15 protein-coding genes and 1 pseudogene are annotated in these 19,032 nt (G+C 73.1%); 13 read left to right on the top strand and 3 right to left on the bottom strand.

What is annotated here, in order from left to right; translation table 11 throughout:
• A partial coding sequence (locus B0E54_RS29770) for a DAK2 domain-containing protein (protein ID WP_234590536.1) occupies positions 1–1,115 on the top strand: 1,115 nt, incomplete at its 5' end.
• On the top strand, positions 1,112–3,310 hold the full coding sequence (gene recG / locus B0E54_RS29765; protein WP_234590533.1) for an ATP-dependent DNA helicase RecG: 2,199 nt from the start codon (positions 1,112–1,114) through the stop codon (positions 3,308–3,310). The genes B0E54_RS29770 and recG, both read left to right, overlap by 4 nt.
• A gap of 158 nt (positions 3,311–3,468) precedes the next feature.
• On the opposite strand, the gene B0E54_RS29760 is transcribed toward recG, so the two are convergent.
• Entirely contained in the window at positions 3,469–4,983 is a 1,515-nt protein-coding gene (locus B0E54_RS29760; protein ID WP_234590530.1) for a cell wall anchor protein, read from the bottom strand.
• A 304-nt stretch (positions 4,984–5,287) separates the two neighbouring features.
• Between B0E54_RS29760 and rsmD the strand changes: the two genes are divergently transcribed.
• The 9 genes and pseudogenes from rsmD (at position 5,288) to B0E54_RS29715 (ending at position 13,319) form a co-directional block, all read left to right on the top strand.
• Positions 5,288–5,851, top strand: a complete 564-nt coding sequence (gene rsmD, locus B0E54_RS29755; protein ID WP_234590528.1) for a 16S rRNA (guanine(966)-N(2))-methyltransferase RsmD — start codon at positions 5,288–5,290, stop codon at positions 5,849–5,851.
• Positions 5,848–6,336: a pantetheine-phosphate adenylyltransferase gene (coaD, locus tag B0E54_RS29750; protein WP_234590515.1), complete on the top strand. Its 489-nt coding sequence runs from the start codon at positions 5,848–5,850 to the stop codon at positions 6,334–6,336. Before rsmD ends, coaD begins: the two co-directional genes overlap by 4 nt.
• Before the next feature lie 290 nt (positions 6,337–6,626).
• Positions 6,627–7,124, top strand: coding sequence for a hypothetical protein (locus B0E54_RS29745; RefSeq protein ID WP_234590503.1), 498 nt, complete (start codon positions 6,627–6,629; stop codon positions 7,122–7,124).
• 110 nt (positions 7,125–7,234) lie between these two features.
• Complete coding sequence (locus tag B0E54_RS29740) at positions 7,235–7,798, top strand: DUF177 domain-containing protein (RefSeq protein ID WP_234590500.1); 564 nt, start codon at positions 7,235–7,237, stop codon at positions 7,796–7,798.
• Between the two features lie 5 nt (positions 7,799–7,803).
• Complete coding sequence (rpmF, locus tag B0E54_RS29735; protein ID WP_030335284.1) at positions 7,804–7,977, top strand: 50S ribosomal protein L32; 174 nt, start codon at positions 7,804–7,806, stop codon at positions 7,975–7,977.
• Positions 7,978–8,091: 114 nt separating this feature from the next.
• Positions 8,092–9,078, top strand: a complete 987-nt coding sequence (locus B0E54_RS29730) for a phosphate acyltransferase PlsX (protein WP_234590498.1) — start codon at positions 8,092–8,094, stop codon at positions 9,076–9,078.
• A pseudogene (rnc, locus tag B0E54_RS29725) lies at positions 9,075–9,812 on the top strand (ribonuclease III); the annotation flags it as partial. The gene B0E54_RS29730 and the pseudogene rnc, both read left to right, overlap by 4 nt.
• A gap of 202 nt (positions 9,813–10,014) precedes the next feature.
• Positions 10,015–10,872 (top strand): bifunctional DNA-formamidopyrimidine glycosylase/DNA-(apurinic or apyrimidinic site) lyase, encoded by an 858-nt coding sequence (gene mutM, locus B0E54_RS29720; RefSeq protein ID WP_234590495.1) that lies wholly within the window; start codon positions 10,015–10,017, stop codon positions 10,870–10,872.
• Positions 10,873–11,093: 221 nt separating this feature from the next.
• Positions 11,094–13,319 (top strand): MMPL family transporter, encoded by a 2,226-nt coding sequence (locus tag B0E54_RS29715; protein WP_234590482.1) that lies wholly within the window; start codon positions 11,094–11,096, stop codon positions 13,317–13,319.
• A 156-nt stretch (positions 13,320–13,475) separates the two neighbouring features.
• Here the strand turns inward: B0E54_RS29715 and B0E54_RS29710 are convergent, their stop codons facing one another.
• A complete protein-coding gene (locus B0E54_RS29710; protein ID WP_234590480.1) occupies positions 13,476–14,318 on the bottom strand; it encodes an endo alpha-1,4 polygalactosaminidase in 843 nt (280 codons plus the stop codon).
• 116 nt (positions 14,319–14,434) lie between these two features.
• Positions 14,435–15,556 carry a CAP domain-containing protein gene (locus tag B0E54_RS29705; RefSeq protein ID WP_234590478.1) on the bottom strand — a complete coding sequence of 374 codons (1,122 nt, stop codon included), beginning with the start codon at positions 15,554–15,556 and terminating at the stop codon, positions 14,435–14,437.
• 374 nt (positions 15,557–15,930) lie between these two features.
• Between B0E54_RS29705 and B0E54_RS29700 the strand changes: the two genes are divergently transcribed.
• On the top strand, positions 15,931–16,125 hold the full coding sequence (locus B0E54_RS29700) for a hypothetical protein (protein WP_007456482.1): 195 nt from the start codon (positions 15,931–15,933) through the stop codon (positions 16,123–16,125).
• 370 nt (positions 16,126–16,495) lie between these two features.
• On the top strand, positions 16,496–19,032 hold a 2,537-nt coding region (gene smc / locus B0E54_RS29695), incomplete at its 3' end, for a chromosome segregation protein SMC (RefSeq protein WP_234590476.1).

Genomic DNA, 19,032 nt, shown 5'->3' with positions numbered 1-19,032 from the left:
GCGCCGCGGCCGAGGCCCTGGCCCGTACGCCCGAGCAGTTGCCGGCCCTGGCCCGCGCGGGGGTGGTCGACGCGGGCGGGCGCGGGCTCTGCGTTCTGCTCGACGCCCTGGTCGAGGTGCTCACCGGGGAGAGCGCCACACGGCTCGCGCCGCCGCCGCGCACCGCCCGCCCGGCGGCCACCGTCGCGCGCGAGACCGGTTCGAAGGAGTACGCCTACGAGGTGCAGTACCTGCTCGACGCCCCCGCCGACGCGGTGGCCGTGCTGCGCCGGACCCTGGAGGCGTTGGGTGACTCGCTCGTCGTCGTCGGCGACGGCCGCGAGCCGGGCGGCACCTGGAACGTGCATGTGCACGTCAACGACGTGGGCGCGGCGGTCGAGGCCGGGGTCGCCGCCGGCCGCCCGTACCGGATCTCGGTGACCCGCTTCGCCGACCAGCCCGAGCCGTCCGCCGGCTCGACCGAGGACGGTCGGGCCGCCGTGGTGGTGGCCACCGGCAGCGGGATCGCGGAGCTGTTCGCCGCAGAGGGCGCGACGGTGGTGCCCGGCAACCCGTCCACGGGTGAGCTGCTGGATGCCGTGCGCGGCACCGGGGCGTCCCGGGTCGTGGTGCTGCCCAACGATCCCAACACGGAGGCGGTCGCGAGCGCGGCGGCCCGCGAGGCGCACCGGCACGGCATCAAGGTGAGCGTGGTGCCGACCCGTTCGCCGGTGCAGGCCCTCGCGGCCCTGGCGGTCCGCGACGGCACCCGCCGCTTCGAGGACGACGTGATCGCGATGGCCGAGGCGGCCGGCGCCTGCCGCTACGCCGAGGTCTGCCACGCCAGCCGGGAGGCGCTGACGGTCGCCGGCCCGTGCCGCCCCGGCGACGTGCTGGCGCTGGTCGAGGGGGAGGTGCACCTGATCGGCACCGATCTCACCGACACCTGCGCCGCGGTGGTCGACCGGATGCTCGGCGGTGGCGGGGAGCTGGTCACCCTGCTGGCCGGGGTGGACGCCCCCGCCGGGCTCACCGATGCCGTCCGCGCGCACGTCGCGCGGCGCTGGCCGTTCGTCGAGGTGCAGGCGTACCCGGGCGGTCAGCCGTTCTATCCGCTTCTGGTGGGGGTCGAATGAGCGAGCCGGCCACTGTGGACACCCCGTTGAAGAAGCTCGTCGGGGACAAGACGGCCAAGGCGTTGGCCACCCACCTCGACCTGCACACCGCGGGTGACCTGATCTACCACTTCCCGCGCCGCTACGACGAGCGCGGCGAGCACACCGACATCCGGTCGCTGGACGTCGGTGAGCAGGTCACCGTGCTGGCCCAGGTGCAGCGCACCGCCGTACGCCCGATGCGCCAGCGCCGGGGCAACCTGCTGGAGGTGACCGTCGGCGACGGCTCCGGCGGCCTGCTGACGCTGACGTTCTTCGGCAACCAGGCGTGGCGCGAGCGCGAGCTGCGTCCGGGCCGGTGGGGGCTGTTCGCCGGCAAGGTCACCGAGTTCCGGAGCAAACGCCAGCTCAACGGCCCGGAGTACGTCCTACTCGGCGAGGGCGGCGAAGGCGAGGCGGCGGTCAGCGACGAGATCGAGGAGTTCGCCGGCGCGCTGATCCCCGTGTACCCGGCGGCAGCGGCCGTCCCGACCTGGGTGATCGCCCGCTGCGTACGGGTCGTGCTGGACACGTTCACCCCGCCGGAGGACCCGCTGCCGGCCGCCGTGCGGGCCAGCCGCAAACTCGTCGACCTGGGCGCCGCCCTGCGGGAGATCCATCGGCCGTCCACCAAGGAGGAGCTCTACCGGGCCCGACACCGGCTCAAGTGGGACGAGGCGTTCGCCGTCCAGGTGACGCTGGTGCAGCGCAAGCACCGGGCCGCCGACTGGCCGGCCCGGCCCCGCCCGCCGCGCGCGGGTGGGCTGCTGGACGCGTTCGACGCCCGCCTGCCGTACGAGCTGACCGCCGGCCAGCGCGAGGTGGGCGCGGAGATCGCCGAGGACATTGCCGCCGCGCACCCGATGCACCGGTTGTTGCAGGGCGAGGTCGGCTCGGGCAAGACGGTGGTGGCGCTGCGGGCCATGCTCCAGGTGGTCGACGCGGGCGGGCAGGCCGCGCTGCTGGCCCCCACCGAGGTGCTGGCCGCCCAGCACCACCGGGGCATGCTCGACCTGCTCGGGCCGCTCGGCCGGGCCGGTGAGTTGGATTCCGCCGAGCACGCCACCCGGGTGGAGCTGGTCACCGGCTCATTGGGCGCGGCAGCCCGCCGACGGGCCCTCGCCGAGGTAACCAGCGGCAACGCCGGGATCGTGCTCGGCACCCACGCGTTGCTCTACGAAGGCGTCGACTTCGCCGACCTAGGCCTCGTGGTGGTCGACGAGCAGCACCGCTTCGGCGTGGAGCAGCGTGACGCGCTGCGCGCCAAGGCCGACCAGCCGCCCCACACGCTGGTAATGACGGCGACGCCGATCCCGCGCACGGTAGCGATGACCGTCTACGGCGACCTGGAGGTGTCCACCCTCTCCCAGCTGCCCCGGGGCCGCTCGCCGATCGCCTCGCACGTGGTGCCGGCCGCCGAGAAGCCGGCCTTCCTCGACCGGGCGTGGCGGCGGCTGCGCGAAGAGGTGGCCGCCGGCCACCAGGCGTACGTGGTGTGCCCGCGCATCGGTGACGGCCCGACGTCCGACGAGGAGCCGCCACCCGAGGACGACAACGGACGCCGGCCGCCCCTCGCCGTGACCGAGGTGGCCCCGCTGCTGGCCGAGGGGCCGCTGCACGGGCTGCGGATCGGGGTCCTGCACGGCCGGCTGCCCGCCGACGAGAAGGACGCGGTGATGCGCTCCTTCGCGGCCGGTGACCTGGATGTCCTGGTGGCGACCACGGTGATCGAGGTCGGCGTCGACGTGCCGAACGCCACCGTGATGATCGTGCTGGACGCCGACCGGTTCGGTGTCTCCCAACTGCACCAGCTGCGCGGTCGGGTCGGCCGGGGTGCCGCCGCCGGGCTCTGCCTGCTGGTCAGCGAGGCCGCCGAGGGCTCATCGGCGCGGGAACGACTGGACGCGGTGGCGTCCACCGGTGACGGCTTCAAGCTCGCCGAGCTGGATCTGGAGCAGCGCCGTGAGGGTGACGTGCTGGGCGCCACCCAGTCCGGGCACCGCTCGCACCTGCGTCTGCTGTCCCTGCGCCGCGACGCCGACCTGATCCGCGACGCCCGCGCCGAGGCGATCACCCTCATCGAGGAGGACCCGGAGCTGGCCCGCAACCCCGCGCTGGCCGCGTCGGTCGCCGCGCTCGTCGACGAGGACCGCGCGGAGTACCTGGAGAAGGGCTAGGCGCGCTGCTTGCTGACCCCATCCGGTTTCCCGGAAACCGGGGTGTCCCGGCCACGGTGACACCCCGGTTTTCTGGTTGCCGAGTTGATTCATCTGCACAGACCGAGGGCGCGTCGACCGGGTGGTCGACGCGCCCTCGGGCTTCAGCGCAGGTCAGGTCAGGCGGTGAAGGTCACCCGACGCCGACGGGCGATGACGAAGAGCACCGCGCCCGCGATCAGCAGGGCGATCGCGCCGGCGGCGATGCCGCCCGCGGCCGCACCGGTGACCGGGAGGCCCGGCTGGTCGTCGCCGCCGCCGCCACCGCTACCGCCGCAGTTGCCCTCCGGCGTGTAGACGGCTTCGAGCTCCAGGTCCAGGTCCGGCAGGGTGACGAGCGCCGACTCGGCCTTGCCAGCCTTGAAGGTCACCGTCTCCGACGCGCCGGCCGCGACCGTACGGGTCTCGGTCTTGTCGCCGTAGGTGAAGGTGGTCTTCACCGGCATGCCGCCCTCGGGGTTGGTGACGGTGAGGGCGAACTCCTTGCAGTCGGCCTTGGTGGTGAGGGCCGGCAGCGGGCAGTCCTCGGGACGCGTCCACGAGTACGTGCCGTTCTCGATGACCTTGCCGTCGACCAGGACCTCGATCTTGCCGGCGTCGGCGGCGGGCACCACGATGCTGGTGTCGGCCTTGCCGGGAGCAACGGAGACCTTCTTGGTGAAGCCGTTCTCACCCTTGACCTCGAACTCGACGGCGTACTTGCTGATCTTGCCGTCGTTGCTCAGCGACACGGCGACCGAACCGTCGCAGTTGGACGCGAAGGTCGAGGCCGGGGTGACGCAGCTCTTGCTGCCGCCGTTGTACCAGCCCTGCGGGCCCTTGGAGCGGTTGCCCGGGGCGCCCGGCGAGCCGAGCTTCTTGTTGTCGTAGCGCTTGCCGCCGTCGACGATCTCGTCGATGACCTGGTCCTTGTCGCCCCAGATGAGGTCGACCTGGGTGTGGCAGTCCGGGATCTCGACGTTCAGCGTGATCTCGGTCTGGGTGGCGCTGACGAAGTCGCTGTCCGGCGTGCCGTAGACGTACTGCGGGGTGGCGAACTGCGGCCGGGGCGCGAAGTACGACACCAGCGTGAAGTACTGCTTGCCGTTGCCGCAGAGCGGCAGGTCACCGTCGAGCTTGACGGTGGCGGTGCCCTTCGGGCCGTCGAACGTGTGGCTGTACGTGGCCTTGCTGACGTCGACGCACTTCGGCGCCGGCGCGCAGGACTGGTCGGCAGGGATGGTGATGCTGCCGTCGTTGGTGGCTTCCTTGCCGTTCTTCTTCCACTTGCCGAACACCACGAGCTTGGCGCTGGCGGTGTTGCCCGGCACCCGCTGGACGGCCTGCACGAAGCCGCCCTTCTTGATGACGTAACCCTGCAGCGGCACCGCCGTGGCGCCCTCGACGGGCACGGTCACCGGCGTCGCCGGGTCCGCGGTCACCCTTTGGAGCGTCACAGCCTTGTCGCGCTCGCTGTTCTCCACCTTCCACGTGATCACGCGCTCGCCGCTCTGCCGGTCGCAGTCGACGGTGGCGCTGATCGTGGTGTGGTGTGCGCTGGCTGGGGCGGCTACCGCGACGACCCCGGTGAGGCCGACGATGGCGGCTCCCAGGATGGCCAGCGGTCGCCGGAGCGACAGCTTGGGACGGATCACGGGTACTCCTGGAGTGCTGAAGCGTCAGGGGTGTGGCACGGGAGAGACAGTGGACGGTCACCGCACGTCCGATCGGAGAGGCGCCCTCCCGAGCCGTGGGCCGGCGTGTTCTCGCCGGCACCCGGCAGACCCTAGCGATATCGCCCCGCGTGATACAGCGCTCAGGATTTGCTAAGACTGATGTTATGAACTTGAGATCATTGATATACGAGAAGTGATCACGTCATCCTCGTGGCGGTACCGACCGTGTCGGAAGCGGTCCCGAGGGGTCGCGTAGCGTCGGGGTCATGAGCAGGAGGAGACGGTGACCCGGATCGTGGCCGGGACGCTCGGTGGCCGGCGGATCGCCGCGCCGCCCGGCGCCGGCACCCGACCCACGTCCGACCGGGTCCGGGAGGCGCTGTTCAGTGCCGTCGAGTCCGAGGTCGACCTCGACGGTGCGCGCTTCGCCGACCTGTACGCCGGTTCCGGCGCGGTCGGGCTGGAGGCGCTGTCCCGGGGCGCCCGGCACGTCCTGCTGGTCGAGTCCGACCCGCGGGCGGCCCGGGTGATCCGGGAGAACGTGGCGACCCTGCGGGCCGGCCCGGCCGTACGACTGGTCGCCGGCAGGGTGGCGACCGTGCTGGCCGCCGGCCCGGACGGTGGCCCGTACGACGTGGTCTTCGCCGACCCGCCCTACGCCGTGCCGGACGCGGAGATCACCGCGCTGCTGACGACGCTCGTCGACGGCGGCTGGCTGGCGCCCGACGCGCTGGTGGTGGTGGAGCGGTCCCGCCGCACCAGGGAGTTCGAGTGGGTGGAGGGGATCACCCCCGAGCGCAGTCGCCGGTACGGCGAGACCACCCTTTGGTACGGTCGCCGATCATGAGACGTGCGGTGTGTCCCGGCTCGTTCGACCCGGTCACCAACGGACACCTCGACATCATCGGCCGGGCGAGTCGGCTGTTCGATGAGGTGATCGTCGGCGTGCTGGTGAACCAGTCGAAGAGCGGCCTGTTCACCGTCGAGGAGCGGATCGAGATGCTCCGCGAGGTGACCTCCTCGTACGGCAACGTGCGGGTCGAGTCCTTCCGGGGGCTGCTCGTCGACTTCTGCCGCGCCCAGCAGGCGAGCGTGCTGATCAAGGGGCTGCGGGCGGTCAGCGACTTCGACTACGAGTTGCAGATGGCCCAGATGAACATCGGGCTGGCCGGGGTCGAGACGCTCTTCATGCCGACCAATCCGCTCTACTCGTTCCTCTCCTCCAGCCTCGTCAAGGACGTGGCCAAGTGGGGCGGCGACATCTCCGCCCATGTCCCGGACCCGGTCCGCGAGGCCCTGCAGTCCCGCCTGGGCCCCCCACCCCTGGCCTGACCCCGGCCCGGCGCTCCTCCATCCCGCGCCGATCTTGCACTTGCCGACCCCGGATCGCCCCCTTTCGGGGTGCTTTGCCGCGGCCGAAACTGCAAGATCGACGCGGCAGGGGAGTGCGGGCAGGGAGTGCGGGCAGGGAGCGCGGGGGCGGGGAGTGACCATGTCGCGACTCGCCGGGTTGGGGTGAGTGGGGCGGTGGTGGGGCGGGCACGACATGATTGGTCGAGCAGGAACCCGGCCGTGGCCCGCATCATGGAGGTCGGCCGACGAACGACAGGAGTGAGGTACCGGTGGACCCGCTCGATCGCATCGACGAACTGATCGCCATGGTGGAGCAGGCGCGCTCCGTCCCGATGTCGCGCAACAACTGCATGGTCGACCGGGGCGAGATGATCGCCGCCCTGGACGAGATGCGCGCCGACCTCCCCGCCGACCTGCGTCGGGCCGCCGCGCTCCTCGAGGAGCGCGACAAGATCATGGACGCCGGCAAGCGCGAGGCGGACCGGATCATCAGCGAGGGTGAGGCAGAACACGCCCGCCTCGTATCGGTGAACGAGATCACCGTGTCCGCCGAGCACGAGGGCGCCCGGATCATCGCCGAGGCCCGCGCCGAGGCCCAGCGCCTGCGCGAGGAGGTCGACGACTACGTCGACACCGCGCTGGCCAACTTCGAGCAGTTCCTCACCCGGGCCCTCGCCTCGATAGAGCGGGGCCGCGACAAGATGCACGCGCTGCGGGAGATCGGCACCTTCGGTGGGGATGAGGCGGAACGCCCGCTACCCTTCTGAGCGGCACCTCACCAGCCGACATTCTCACCTCAGGCGTCCCCCCGGTTCGACGGTCCGGCGGTCGCCCAGGTAACCTTTTTTGTCGGCCTCTCACCGGCCGGAGTCTGACTATGCCCAAGCACTCGCCATCGACACTCGACCCCAGGTCGCCGCTGGTCCTCGACACGAGGGACCTGCCGCGTCGCCCTGGCGCGTTGCGTGAGGTCCAGCGGGTCGTGCCGGCACCGGCGGACCTCGGTGTGGAGTTGATCGGCGTGCCGGAGGGCGCGGACCTCAACCTCGATCTGAGGTTGCAGTCGGTGTCCGAGGGTGTGCTCGTCTCCGGGACCATCACCGGTCCCATCCGGGGCGAGTGCGGGCGTTGCCTGCGCGAGATCAACGAATCGATGGCCGTGACGATCCAGGAGCTGTACGCGTACGAGAACAGCACCACGGACGCCACGACCGACGAGGACGAGGTGGGCCGGATGCAGGGCGATCTGATCGACCTGGAGCCGGCGCTGCGGGACGCGTTGGTGCTCACGCTGCCGACCAACCCGCTCTGCCGGGAGGACTGCCCTGGACTGTGCCCCGAATGCGGGGCGCACTGGGACGATCTGCCGGCCGACCACAGTCACCAGCAGATCGACCCGCGTTGGGCGGGCCTGACGCAACTGACCCGTACAGAGGAGTAAGAACCGTGGCCGTCCCCAAGCGCAAGATGTCGCGCAGCAACACCCGGTCCCGCCGGGCGAACTGGAAGGCGACCGTGGTCGCGACCGTCGCGTGCCCGCAGTGCAAGTCCCCGAAGCTGCCGCACGCCGCCTGCTCCGTCTGCGGCACCTACAACGGCCGCCAGGTTCTCGAGGTCTGACCTGGACGCCGAGTGACGCCCCCGACCCCGGGTCGGGCGGCGCGCGCACCCTGGCATTCGCCCGGTGCCCCGGCTCCCTCCGACGCTGGCCGGCCCAACCCGGCCGGTGTTCCGGTGGAGCCGGGCACCGCGCGGATCGCCGTTGACCTCCTCGGCGGGGACGACGCTCCCGCCGTCGTGGTTGACGGCGCTCTGCGGGCCGTGCGCGCCGATCCCGATCTGCACCTGCTGCTCGTCGGTCCGACCGAGGTCGCCGACGCGCTGATCGCTGCCCTCGCCCCGAACGAGCGGGCCCGGATCACGGTCCGACCGGTCCGCTCCGCAGTCGGCATGGCCGACCATCCCAGCGCCGCCCGCTCGGAGAGCACCGTCCGGGCCGCCGTCACCGCCGTGCGCGACGGCACCGCCGACGCCCTCGTCTCGGCCGGCGCGACAGGCGCCACGGTCACCGCCGCCGTGCTCGGGCTCGGGCGCTGGCCGGAGATCCGCCAACCCGCCCTGGTCGCCACCCTGCCCGCGGTCGCCGGGCCGGTGGTGCTGCTCGACGTCGGCGGCTCGCTGGAACCCCGCCCCGCCACCCTGGCCCGACACGCCGTGCTCGGCGCCGCGTACGCCGCGGTGGCCCACTCGGTCGTCGCGCCACGGGTCGGCCTGCTCTCGGTCGGCACCGAGGCCGGCAAGGGCGACCGGGTACGCCGTGCCACCGACCCCCTGCTCGCCGTCGAACCGCTGCCCTGCGAGGCACGCTACGTCGGCCTGGTCGAGGGGTACGACGTGGCTCTCGGCGCGCGTGCCGATGTGGTGGTCACCGACGGCTTCACCGGTAACGTGCTGCTCAAGGCGATCGAGGGCGCGTACGCGATGGCCGGCGGCCCGCCCGTCAGCGGTGGCGCCCCCCGGGCGGCCGCCCTGCTCGGCGTCGCCGGGACGGTCGTCGTCTGTCACGGCTCCGCTCGCGCCGACGACATCGCCTCCGGCATCGCTCTCGCCGCCCACCTGTGGCGACGCCGTGCCACCGAACTGGTCTCCGCGTTGCTCGACGGCGACGCCGCGACGGACCGCACCGACCGCTCCACCGACACCGAGGTACGCACATCATGAGCATCGACAAGCGGCGGCGGGCGTCCGTCGGTCACCTGGAAGCCGCGTTCGGCGTCAGCCTGGAGCCGGACCTGCTGGAACGCGCGCTGACCCACCGCTCGTACGCGTACGAGAACGGCGGCCTGCCGACGAACGAGCGGCTGGAGTTCCTCGGCGACTCGGTCCTCGGCGTGGTGATCACCACGGCGCTGTTCCACAACCACCCGGACCTGCCCGAGGGGCAGTTGGCGAAGCTGCGGGCGAGCGTGGTCAACATGCGGGCGCTCGCCGACGTGGCCCGTGGCCTGGGCCCGGACGGCCTCGGCGCGTACCTGCTGCTCGGCAAGGGCGAGGAGACCACCGGTGGCCGGGACAAGGCGAGCATCCTCGCCGACACGCTGGAGGCGCTGCTGGGCGCCATCTACCTCCAGTACGGGTTGGACACCGCCGGGATCGTGATCCACCGGCTCTTCGACCCGTTGATGGCCGAGTCGGCCGGTCGCGGCGCCGCCCTGGACTGGAAGACCAGCCTCCAGGAGTTGACCGCCGCGCTCGGTCTCGGCGTGCCCGAGTACCGGATCGAGGGCACCGGACCGGACCACCTCAAGACGTTCACCGCCTGGGTCGTGGTGGCCGGCAACCGGTACGGCGGCGCCGAGGGGCGCAGCAAGAAGGAAGCCGAGCAGCGGGCCGCCGAGGCGGCCTGGCGGATGCTCACCGAGCAGCACGAGCGGAACGCCCAGCAGGACGGGTCCGACCAGGGCGAACCGTCGGAGCCGCTGGACAGCGCCGAGCAGGCGGCCCGGGCCGAGGAGGCCGACCACCTGGCGCAGGCCATGCCGGCCGACGTGGCGGACCAGCAGACCCCGCCCGAGCGGCCGATGTCCGCCAACGGCGGCGGCCCGGCCGAGACCCGCGACGCCGAGGCCCCGACCGGCCGCGAGACGGGCGTACGCCGTGCCTGAGCTGCCCGAGGTGGAGACCGTCCGGCAGGGGTTGGCCCAGTGGGTCACCGGCCGGCGGATCGCCTCGGTCGAGGTTCGACACCCGCGCGCCGTCCGGCGACACGTCCCCGGCGGGGCGCACTTCGCCGACGTGCTCGCCGGCCGGACCATCGTGGACGTGCGCCGACGCGGCAAGTACCTGTGGCTTCCGCTGGACAGCGGCGACGCGGTGGTCGGGCACCTGGGCATGTCGGGTCAGTTGCTGCTCCAGCCGCCCGGCACACCTGACGAGACCCACCTGCGGGTGCGGTTCCGGTTCGCCGACGACGGGCCCGAGCTGCGCTTCGTCGATCAGCGCACGTTCGGCGGGCTCGCGGTCAGCGAGGGCGGCGCCGACCTCCCCGCGGAGATCGCGCACATCGCCCGCGACCCGATGGACCCGGAGTTCTCCGACGCGGCGTTCGTCGCCGCGCTGCGCCGCCGCCGGACCGAGGTGAAGCGGGCCCTGCTCGACCAGACGCTGATCTCCGGCGTGGGCAACATCTACGCCGACGAGGCGCTCTGGCGTGCCGGGCTGCACGGAGCCCGCCCCACCGACGCGCTGACCGGGCCCGCCGCGCAGCGTCTGCTCGGCCACGTCCGCGACGTGCTCGCGGAAGCGATCAAGGTGGGCGGCACCAGCTTCGACGCCCTCTACGTGAACGTCAACGGCGAGAGCGGCTACTTCGACCGGGCGCTGAACGCCTACGGCCGCGAGGGCGAGCCGTGCCGGCGGTGCGGAGCGCCGATCCGGCGCGAGTCCTTCATGAACCGCTCGTCGTTCAGCTGCCCGCGCTGCCAGCCCCGGCCTCGGGGTGCCCTTCGGGGATGACCCGGAGCCGGCTCCGGGTCGGCACCGGCGGGTCGCGGCCGGACGCTCCGGGCCACACCCCGGCGTACGCCCGAATCGCGGTTGATGCCCGTCCGGCCGGCCCGCCGCCCTCGGCGGACCGACTCCGGGGCGGACGGGGGCCGTTCCCCGATGTGACCGCCTCGTCACGCCCCTAACGTCAGCACGGTTGACAGGGGGTCGACGTGACAGGGGGACACGAGATGGGCAACAGACCGGTGACGGTGCGGATGGCGCGGTGGAGCGCCGAGCATCCGTGGCGGGCGATCGCGTTGTGGGTCGTGTTCGTGGCGGTGTGTTTCGTCGGCGGTAACGCCGCCGGTCTCTCCGAGGCCACCAGCGGGGACCAGGCGATCGGCGAGGCCGGGCGGGCCAGCCTCATCGTGGACGACGGCGCCTTCGACGACCCGGCCGTGGAGAACGTCCTGATCACCTCCCGGGGCGGCGCCCTGGACCCGGCGGCGGCGAAGGCGGCCGCCGACGACGCGGCGGCCCGGCTGCGCACGGTCACCGGGGTCGCCGAGGTCGGCCCGCCGGTCACGGCGCGGGACGGGTCCGCCCTGCTGCTGCCGATCACCATGGCCGGTGACCCGGAGACCGCCTCGGACCGGGTGCAGCCGCTGCGCGACGCCACCGCCACCGTGCAGGGCGCGCACCCGCAGCTGCGCGTCGAGCAGGTCGGCGGGCCGTCGATCGGCCAGGCGCTCGACGACACCCTGGGCAAGGACTTCGAGCGCGCCGAGCTGCTGAGCCTGCCGGTCACCCTGGCCATCCTGATCATCGCGTTCGGCGCGCTGATCGCGGCCAGCGTGCCGGTGCTGCTGGCGCTCTCCTCGGTCGCCGCCGCGATGGGCCTGTCCACCCTCGCCTCGCACCTCGTGCCGGCCACCGACACCACGTCACCGGTGATCCTGCTGATCGGCATGGCGGTGGGGGTCGACTACTCGCTGTTCTACATCCGTCGGGAGCGGGAGGAACGGGCCAAGGGCCGCTCCGGTCTGGACGCGGTGGAGATCGCCGCGGAGACCTCCGGGCACGCCGTGGTGGTCTCCGGCTTCGCCGTGATCATCGCGATGGCCGGGCTGTTCCTCGCCGGCGATGTGGTCTTCTCGTCCCTGGCCGTCGGCTCGATCCTGGTGGTCGCCGTCGCGGTGACCGGTTCGCTGACCGTGCTGCCGGCCCTGCTGGCCAGGCTGGGCCGCTGGGTCGACCGGCCCCGGGTGCCGCTGCTCTGGCGGTTGACCGCGCCGCGCACCGGCCGGCACGGCGAGCCGCGTACGCCCCGGCTCTGGCCGGCGGTGCTCCGTCCCGCGCTGCGCGCCCCGGTGGCGACGCTCGTCATCTCGGTCGGTCTGCTGCTCGCGCTTGCCGTGCCGGCGCTCGGCATGAAGCTGAAGTTCCCCGGCATGGAGGACCTGCCGCGCACCACGCCGGCCATGCAGGCGTACGACCGGCTCACCGCGGCCTTCCCGAGCACCGGCACCAACCACGTGGTGGCCGTCCGGGCGCCGGCCGAGCAGGCCGACCGGGTCAACGCGGCGCTCACCGACCTCGCCGCCCGCGCCGGCGGTGACCCGCTGTTCGCCCCCACCGAGGCGGACGGCCCGAAGATCAAGGTGTCGGCCGACCACCGGGTGTCGGTGCTGGACGTCGCCACCCCGTACGCCAGCCGCGACGAGCGGTCGGTGCAGTCACTGGAGAAGTTGCGGGCCGACCTGGTCCCGGCCGAGCTGCGGGGGATCCCCGGGATCGAGTACGCGGTCGGCGGGAGCGTGGCCGACAGCGAGGACTACGCGTCGCACGTGCGCGACAAGCTGCCGCTGGTGATGGGCTTCGTGCTGGTGCTCACGTTCCTGGTCATGACGTTCACCTTCCGCTCGGTGGTGGTGGCGGCCAGCTCGATCGTGCTGAACCTGCTCTCCGCCGGCGCCGCGTACGGGTTGCTGGTGCTGGTCTTCCAGGGGGAGTGGGCCGAGGGGCTGCTCGGCTTCACCTCGATGGGCGCGATCGTCTCCTGGCTGCCGCTGTTCCTGTTCGTGGTGCTCTTCGGCCTCTCGATGGACTACCACGTCTTCGTGGTGAGCCGGATCCGCGAGGGGGTCCGGGCCGGCATGTCCAACCGCGACGCGGTGTCGTACGGCATCACGTCGTCGGCCGGGGTGGTGACCAGCGCGGCGATCGTCATGGTCGGGGTGTTCTCGATCTTCGCCACGCTGAGCACGATCGACATGAAGCAGCTCGGCATCGGCCTGGCGGCGGCGATCCTGCTGGACGCCACGATCATCCGGGGAGTGGTGCTGCCCGCTCTGATGACCATGCTCGGTGACGCGAACTGGTGGGCTCCGCGGTTCCTGCGCCGAAGCCCGACGCCCGCGCCCGCGCCCACCGACCCGCCGGCGCCCGCGCCGGAGCTGGTGCCCGTCTCCTGAGTGGCCGGTCGTCTCTCGTGCCGGGCCGCGATCCGCGGCCCGGCACGAGCCGTCCGGGTGCCACCCGGGGCCTCGCGCCGCAGGATCGACCGAGCACCCCCCGTTCGCGACCGCGGACGGGGGCACCGCCGTGTCGGCCGCCACCGCGACCGGGCGTCACGGCAGCCCGCAGGGTTCCCGCCAGGCGTCCAACGCCCGGTTCTTGCGGATGGACGCGAAACCGTAGCCGACCGTGGTGACGCAGAAGTCGTCGGTCGAGCCGGTGTACTCGACGTGGAAGACCGGCTTGCCCGCGTCCACGAACGGCAGCAGCTTGGCGCACTGGTCCAGCCGGACGCACTCCTCGTTGACCACGAAGTCGAAGTCCGGTGCCAGCGCCGCGAGCTGCGGCACGTCGTTGACCAGCCCGGGGGAGAGGTCCAGTGTGCGGGCCAGCCGGGCCAGCCGGCGGTTGAACAGCAGCTGGTCGTCGAAGCCGAGCGGGAAGCCGCTGCGGTGGGCGTACCCGTCGGCGTCGGAGAGAGCGACCGCGCCGAAGCCCTTGCCCCGGCACAGCCGGAACCTGTCGGCCAGTACCGGCTCCAACGCGTCCCACCCGCGGACGTCGAGCCACCGGCTGCCGGGCTCCGGGCCGGCCGCGCCCCGCACGGCGGCGGGCACCCGGCTGGCGTCCGGGTCGGTCGTGCGCAGCGAGCCGACGGACACCTGGCAGATCAGCCGGCGGTCACGGGTGCGTAGTTCAGCCGTCTGCGCGGCGGTGGTTGCCACCGGGTCGAGCAGGAAGACGTCGGCGTCCACCGTCTCATCGAGCGGGCCGTCGAGCTGCCACTGCCACTGCCAGTGGCGGGCCTGGGTGGCCGGCCACGGGGTGGGCGCCCCCGGCGGGATCAGCTCGCGCCGACATCCGTACGCCGGCAGCAGCAGGATGAGCACGACGCCGGCCGACACGATCCGGCGCAGCGGGCGCGCGGCGGCACGTCGCCGCAGCCGGATCCGCATCGGCAGCCCCCGGGTCCCGGGCGGCGGGTCGCCGCCCACACCGGCACGCCGCCCCCACGTCCGGTCCGGCGTGCCTCACCGGGTCCAACGAGCGCGGGGGCGCGGACGACGCGCTCTCAGCGCGGCGCCGCGAAGACCTGCGTCCAGTACGGCCCGTTGCTGCTGGCGATGCCGACGCCGATCTCGGTGAACGCGCAGTTGAGGATGTTGGCCCGGTGCCCGGAGCTGTTCATCCAGGCGTCCATCACGGCAGTCGGCGTCTTCTGGTTCCACGCCACGTTCTCGCCGTAGGTGCGCCAGGCGTAGCCGACGCGGTCCAGCCGGACGCCGGTGTTGCTGCCGTCGCTGCCGGTGTGCGACATGTTCTGGTGGTCGGCCTGGTCCTGGCTGTGCCGCTGCGCGGCCGTCATCAGCTTGTCGTCGACGCTCAGCGCCTTGCAGCCGGCCTTGGCGCGCTCGGCGTTGACCAGGTCCACCACGTCCTGGGCCTGGGCGCTGAGGCTGCCGCTGGCGCCCCCGGAGCCACTGGTGGTGCTCGGGGCCTTGCTGCGCTCGGCGCTGCGCCGGGAGGTGGCGGTGGTCCGCGACGCGGCAGGGGTGGGCTTGACCACCTTGCTCGGCGACGGGCTCGGCCGTGCCGAGCTGGGCGAGCTGGTCGGGGAGGGGGCGGCCAGGGTGTCGAGCGCCGGCTCGTCCGTCGGGACGGCGGGCGCGGCGGCGACGGTGTCGTCGACGGCGGTCGGCTCGTCGGCCGGGCCGTTCCCGCCGGGCATCGCGAGCGCGCCGACGCCGACACTCACCACGAGGGTGGCTGCCGCGGCCGCGCCGCCGATCATCAACGGGCGACGCCAGCGCCGGGGCGAGCGGTGCCGACCGCTGCCGGTCCGCCCGTCGCCGGCGGCCTCCGTGATCCCGCCGCCGGGGGAGTACGCGTCGGTCTCGGCGTGCCACCCGTCGGCGATCTCCGTGGGCCGCGCGTCGCCGCGCCAGCCGTCGGTCGGCTCGTCGCCCCGTTCCTGGTCCCGCCAGCCGTCGGTCGGCGCCTCCACGGGCGCGGGCTGCCAGCGCGCGGTGGGCTCCGCGCGGTGCCACTCGTCGCCGGGCTGGTCGGGGTCGTCGCCGAACAGGTAGGCCGAGCGGGGCTCCGGGCGGTCGCGCAGCCAGTCCGGCTCGTCGGTCGGCCGCTCGGCACGCCGGGAGGCGCCGTTCGGGTCCATCGGGTCGGTCCAGCCGTACACGCCTGTGCCTCCACGGGGTCGGTTGCGGGCCGGGGTGACGCTACGACTCGCCCGCGAGCTGCGGCAACGTGGCTAAGGAAGAGTTAAGAGGAAGTCGGACGCCAAGGCGCTGACTTCCCCGAATCCGGGCGTACAGTAAAGGTGTCCGGACAGAGCGTGTCCGTGCCTTGCGGCAGCCCCCCCGACAAGTGGACAGGTCGACGTAGAGATGATCTACGGCCTGCGAGAACTTGACGAAGGAGGGGTTTGCGGCTCAATATATAGGTGTCGCCAGTCGCGCCCGGTCATGCCCAGATACAGCTGGAATGACAGCCGCGTACAAAATTGGGCGCGCGTTGGCCGGCCTTTCCGGCAGCGCATATCAAGGAGTCAGCATGGCGAAGGCCCTCTACGGCCACGTAGGTGCAGCGCCCGACCGGCGTCTGCTCGACGAGGTCACCCGACTGCGTGCCAGGGTTCAGGCACTGGAGTTCGAGATCACGCGTCTGCGTGCCGACAATGATCGGCTCGCGGCGGCTGCGGCGGAAGCGGACGACCTGCTCCGTCTCGCCGAGCCGGCGCTGACCTGATCTTCAGCGCGGAAAACTGAATCGCAGCACCACCGCAAAAATGCGCGCCGACACCTCCGTGCCGGCGCGCAACGCTGTCCGGCGCCTTTCGTGGCCGACCATTTGTGATCTTGTAACCGGCGCCGCGATAACCGCCGCACAGTTTCGCCGAAACAGCCGAGCGACGGGCCGATCATGAGCGTTGTTTGTCTTTCCCGGCCCCGCCGTGACAACAGCGCGCTCGGCCCACCGTCACCCTCCGCGCCGTCCGCCGGGGCGGCCCGGGGCGGGTCGCGTGCCGGGTCGGTCCCGCCATCGGGTTAGTCTGCGGGTTCACCCAGGTCCGCGCAGCCGGCGACGGTACGGCGGCCACCGGACGAGGATCGAGTAGGTGTATCTCAAGAGCCTGACGGTGAAGGGCTTCAAATCCTTCGCCTCCGCGACGACGTTGAAGCTGGAGCCCGGGATCACCTGTGTGGTGGGCCCGAACGGCTCCGGCAAGTCCAACGTCGTCGACGCCATCGCCTGGGTGCTCGGCGAGCAGGGCGCCAAGGCGCTGCGCGGCGGCAAGATGGAGGACGTCATCTTCGCCGGCACCGCCGGCCGTGCGCCGCTGGGCCGGGCCGAGGTCACCCTCACCATCGACAACACCGACGGCGCGCTGCCCATCGAGTACACCGAGGTCTCCATCACCCGCCGGATGTTCCGCTCCGGCGAGAGCGAGTACGAGATCAACGGCAACTCGTGCCGCCTGCTCGACATCCAGGAGCTGCTGTCCGACTCCGGCATCGGCCGGGAGATGCACATCATCGTCGGTCAGGGCCGGCTCGACGGCATGCTGCACGCCAAGCCGGAGGACCGCCGGTCGTTCATCGAGGAGGCGGCAGGCGTCCTCAAGCACCGCAAGCGCAAGGAAAAGGCGCTGCGCAAGCTCGACGCGATGCAGGTGAACCTCAACCGCCTGACCGACCTCACGGCCGAGCTGCGCCGCCAGCTCAAGCCGCTGGGCCGGCAGGCGGAGGTGGCCCGGCGTGCCGCCGCCATCCAGGCCAACCTGCGCGACGCCCGGTTGCGACTGCTCGCCGACGACCTGGCCACGCTGCGGACCACCCTGGACCGGGAGATCGCCGACGAGACGGCGTTGCGGGAGCGACGCGAGCAGATCGAGGGCGAGCACACCGAGGTGCAGGGCCGCCTCGGCGAGTTGGAGGCCGCCCTCGCCGAGGACGCGCCGCTGCTCGCCGCCGCGCAGGACACCTGGTACAAGCTCTCCGCCCTGCAGGAACGCTTCCGCTCGATCGAGCAACTGGCCCGGGAGCGGCTGCGGCACCTCAGCGCCACCGGCGACGACGAGCGGCCCGGCCGCGACCCGGACCAGCTGGAGGCCGAGGCCGAACGGGTCCGCGAGCAGGAGGAGGAGCTGCGCGCGGCGCTCACCGACGACCAGATCCGGCTGGCCGAGGCGGTCGAGCACCGTCAGGAGCTGGAACGGCAGCTCGCCGCCGCCGAGCGGGAGCTGGTGGCCGCCGCCAAGGCCATCGCCGACCGGCGCGAGGGCATGGCCCGGCTCACCGGCCAGGTCAACTCGGCACGGGCCCGGACCACGAGCGCCGGCGAGGAGATCGAACGCCTCGCCGTCGCGCACGCCGACGCGCTGGGCCGCGCCGAGCAGGCGCAGGCCGACCTGGACGCGGTTGCCGCGCAGTCCACCGAGGCGGACCGGGACAACGCCGACCTGGACGCCCGGCACGCCGAGGCGGTCGCCGTCCAGGACCGGGCGCAGGCAGGCGTCCGGTCGCTGACCGACGCCGAGCGGGCCGCCGAGAAGGACGCCGCCACCTGGAAGGCCCGCGAGGAGGCGCTCGCCCTCGGTCTGCGGCGCAAGGACGGCGCGGGAGCGCTGCTCGCCCGCGCGGGGGACGTACCGGGCCTGCTCGGTAGTCTCGCCGGGCTGCTCACGGTCGCGCCGGGGCACGAGGCCGCGCTGGCCGCCGCACTCGGCGGGCTCGCCGACGCCGTCGCCGTCAGCGGGGTGGACGAGGCCGTCGAGGCGATGCGCCTGCTGAAGATCTCCGACGCCGGCCGGGCCGGCCTGCTGGTCGGCAGCCCGGCGGGGCCCGGCATGACCGGCTCGGCCGACGCGCTGCGTCCGAAGCTGCCCGACGGCGCCCGCTGGGCACCCGACCTCGTCGAGTGCGCCGACGAGCTGCGCCCCGCCGTGCACCGGGCGCTGCGCGACGTGGCGCTGGTCGACGATCTCGCCGCCGCGGCCGAGCTGGTCGCCGGCAACCCCGAGCTGCGGGCCGTCACCCCCGACGGGGACGTGGTCGGGGCGTACGCGGCGGCCGGCGGGTCGGCCAAGGCCCCCAGCTATATCGAGGTGCAGGCCGCCGTCGAGGAGGCCCGCACCAATCGGCTCGCCGCCGAACAGGCCGGTGCCGAACTGCGCGACCAGCTCGTCGAGGCGCGTGCCGAGGTGGCCGCCGCCAAGGAGGCCGTGCAGCACGCCGCCGCCGAGAAGCGCGAGGCGGAGAGCCACCGCAACGCCGCCGCCCGCCGGCTCGCCGAGCTGGGCGCGGCCGCCCGCTCGGCCAAGGCGGAGACCGACCGGCTGGGCGAATCCCGGGCCCGTGCCGAGGCATCCCGGCAGCGGGACCTCGCCACGCTCGACGAGCTGGAGGAACGGCTGCGGCTGGCCGAGGAGACCCCGGTCGACGCCGAGCCCTCCACCGAGGAGCGGGACCAGCTCGCCGCCATGGTGCCGCAGGCCCGGCAGAACGAGATGGAGGTCCGGCTCGCCGTGCGTACCGCCGAGGAGCGGGTCTCCTCGATCGCCGGCCGGGCCGACTCCCTCGCCCGGCAGGCCACCGCGGAGCGGGCCGCCCGCGAACGCGCCGCGGCCCGGCGGGCCGCGCGCACCCGGGGCGC

Source organism: Micromonospora sp. MH99 (assembly GCF_021442385.1).
GTDB lineage: Bacteria > Actinomycetota > Actinomycetes > Mycobacteriales > Micromonosporaceae > Micromonospora.
Note: the sequence above shows the minus strand (reverse complement) of the source record. Positions and strands in the feature narration are given on the sequence as shown.

Bases quoted from the DNA above. Each gene is read 5' to 3' on its own strand.
- recG (WP_234590533.1), top strand. From the start codon at position 1,112: ATGAGCGAGCCGGCCACTGTGGACACCCCGTTGAAGAAGCTCGTCGGG.
- coaD (WP_234590515.1), top strand. From the start codon at position 5,848: ATGAGACGTGCGGTGTGTCCCGGCTCGTTCGACCCGGTCACCAACGGA.
- B0E54_RS29740 (WP_234590500.1), top strand. From the start codon at position 7,235: ATGCCCAAGCACTCGCCATCGACACTCGACCCCAGGTCGCCGCTGGTC.
- B0E54_RS29715 (WP_234590482.1), top strand. From the start codon at position 11,094: ATGGGCAACAGACCGGTGACGGTGCGGATGGCGCGGTGGAGCGCCGAG.
- B0E54_RS29710 (WP_234590480.1), bottom strand. From the start codon at position 14,318: ATGCGGATCCGGCTGCGGCGACGTGCCGCCGCGCGCCCGCTGCGCCGG.
- B0E54_RS29700 (WP_007456482.1), top strand. From the start codon at position 15,931: ATGGCGAAGGCCCTCTACGGCCACGTAGGTGCAGCGCCCGACCGGCGT.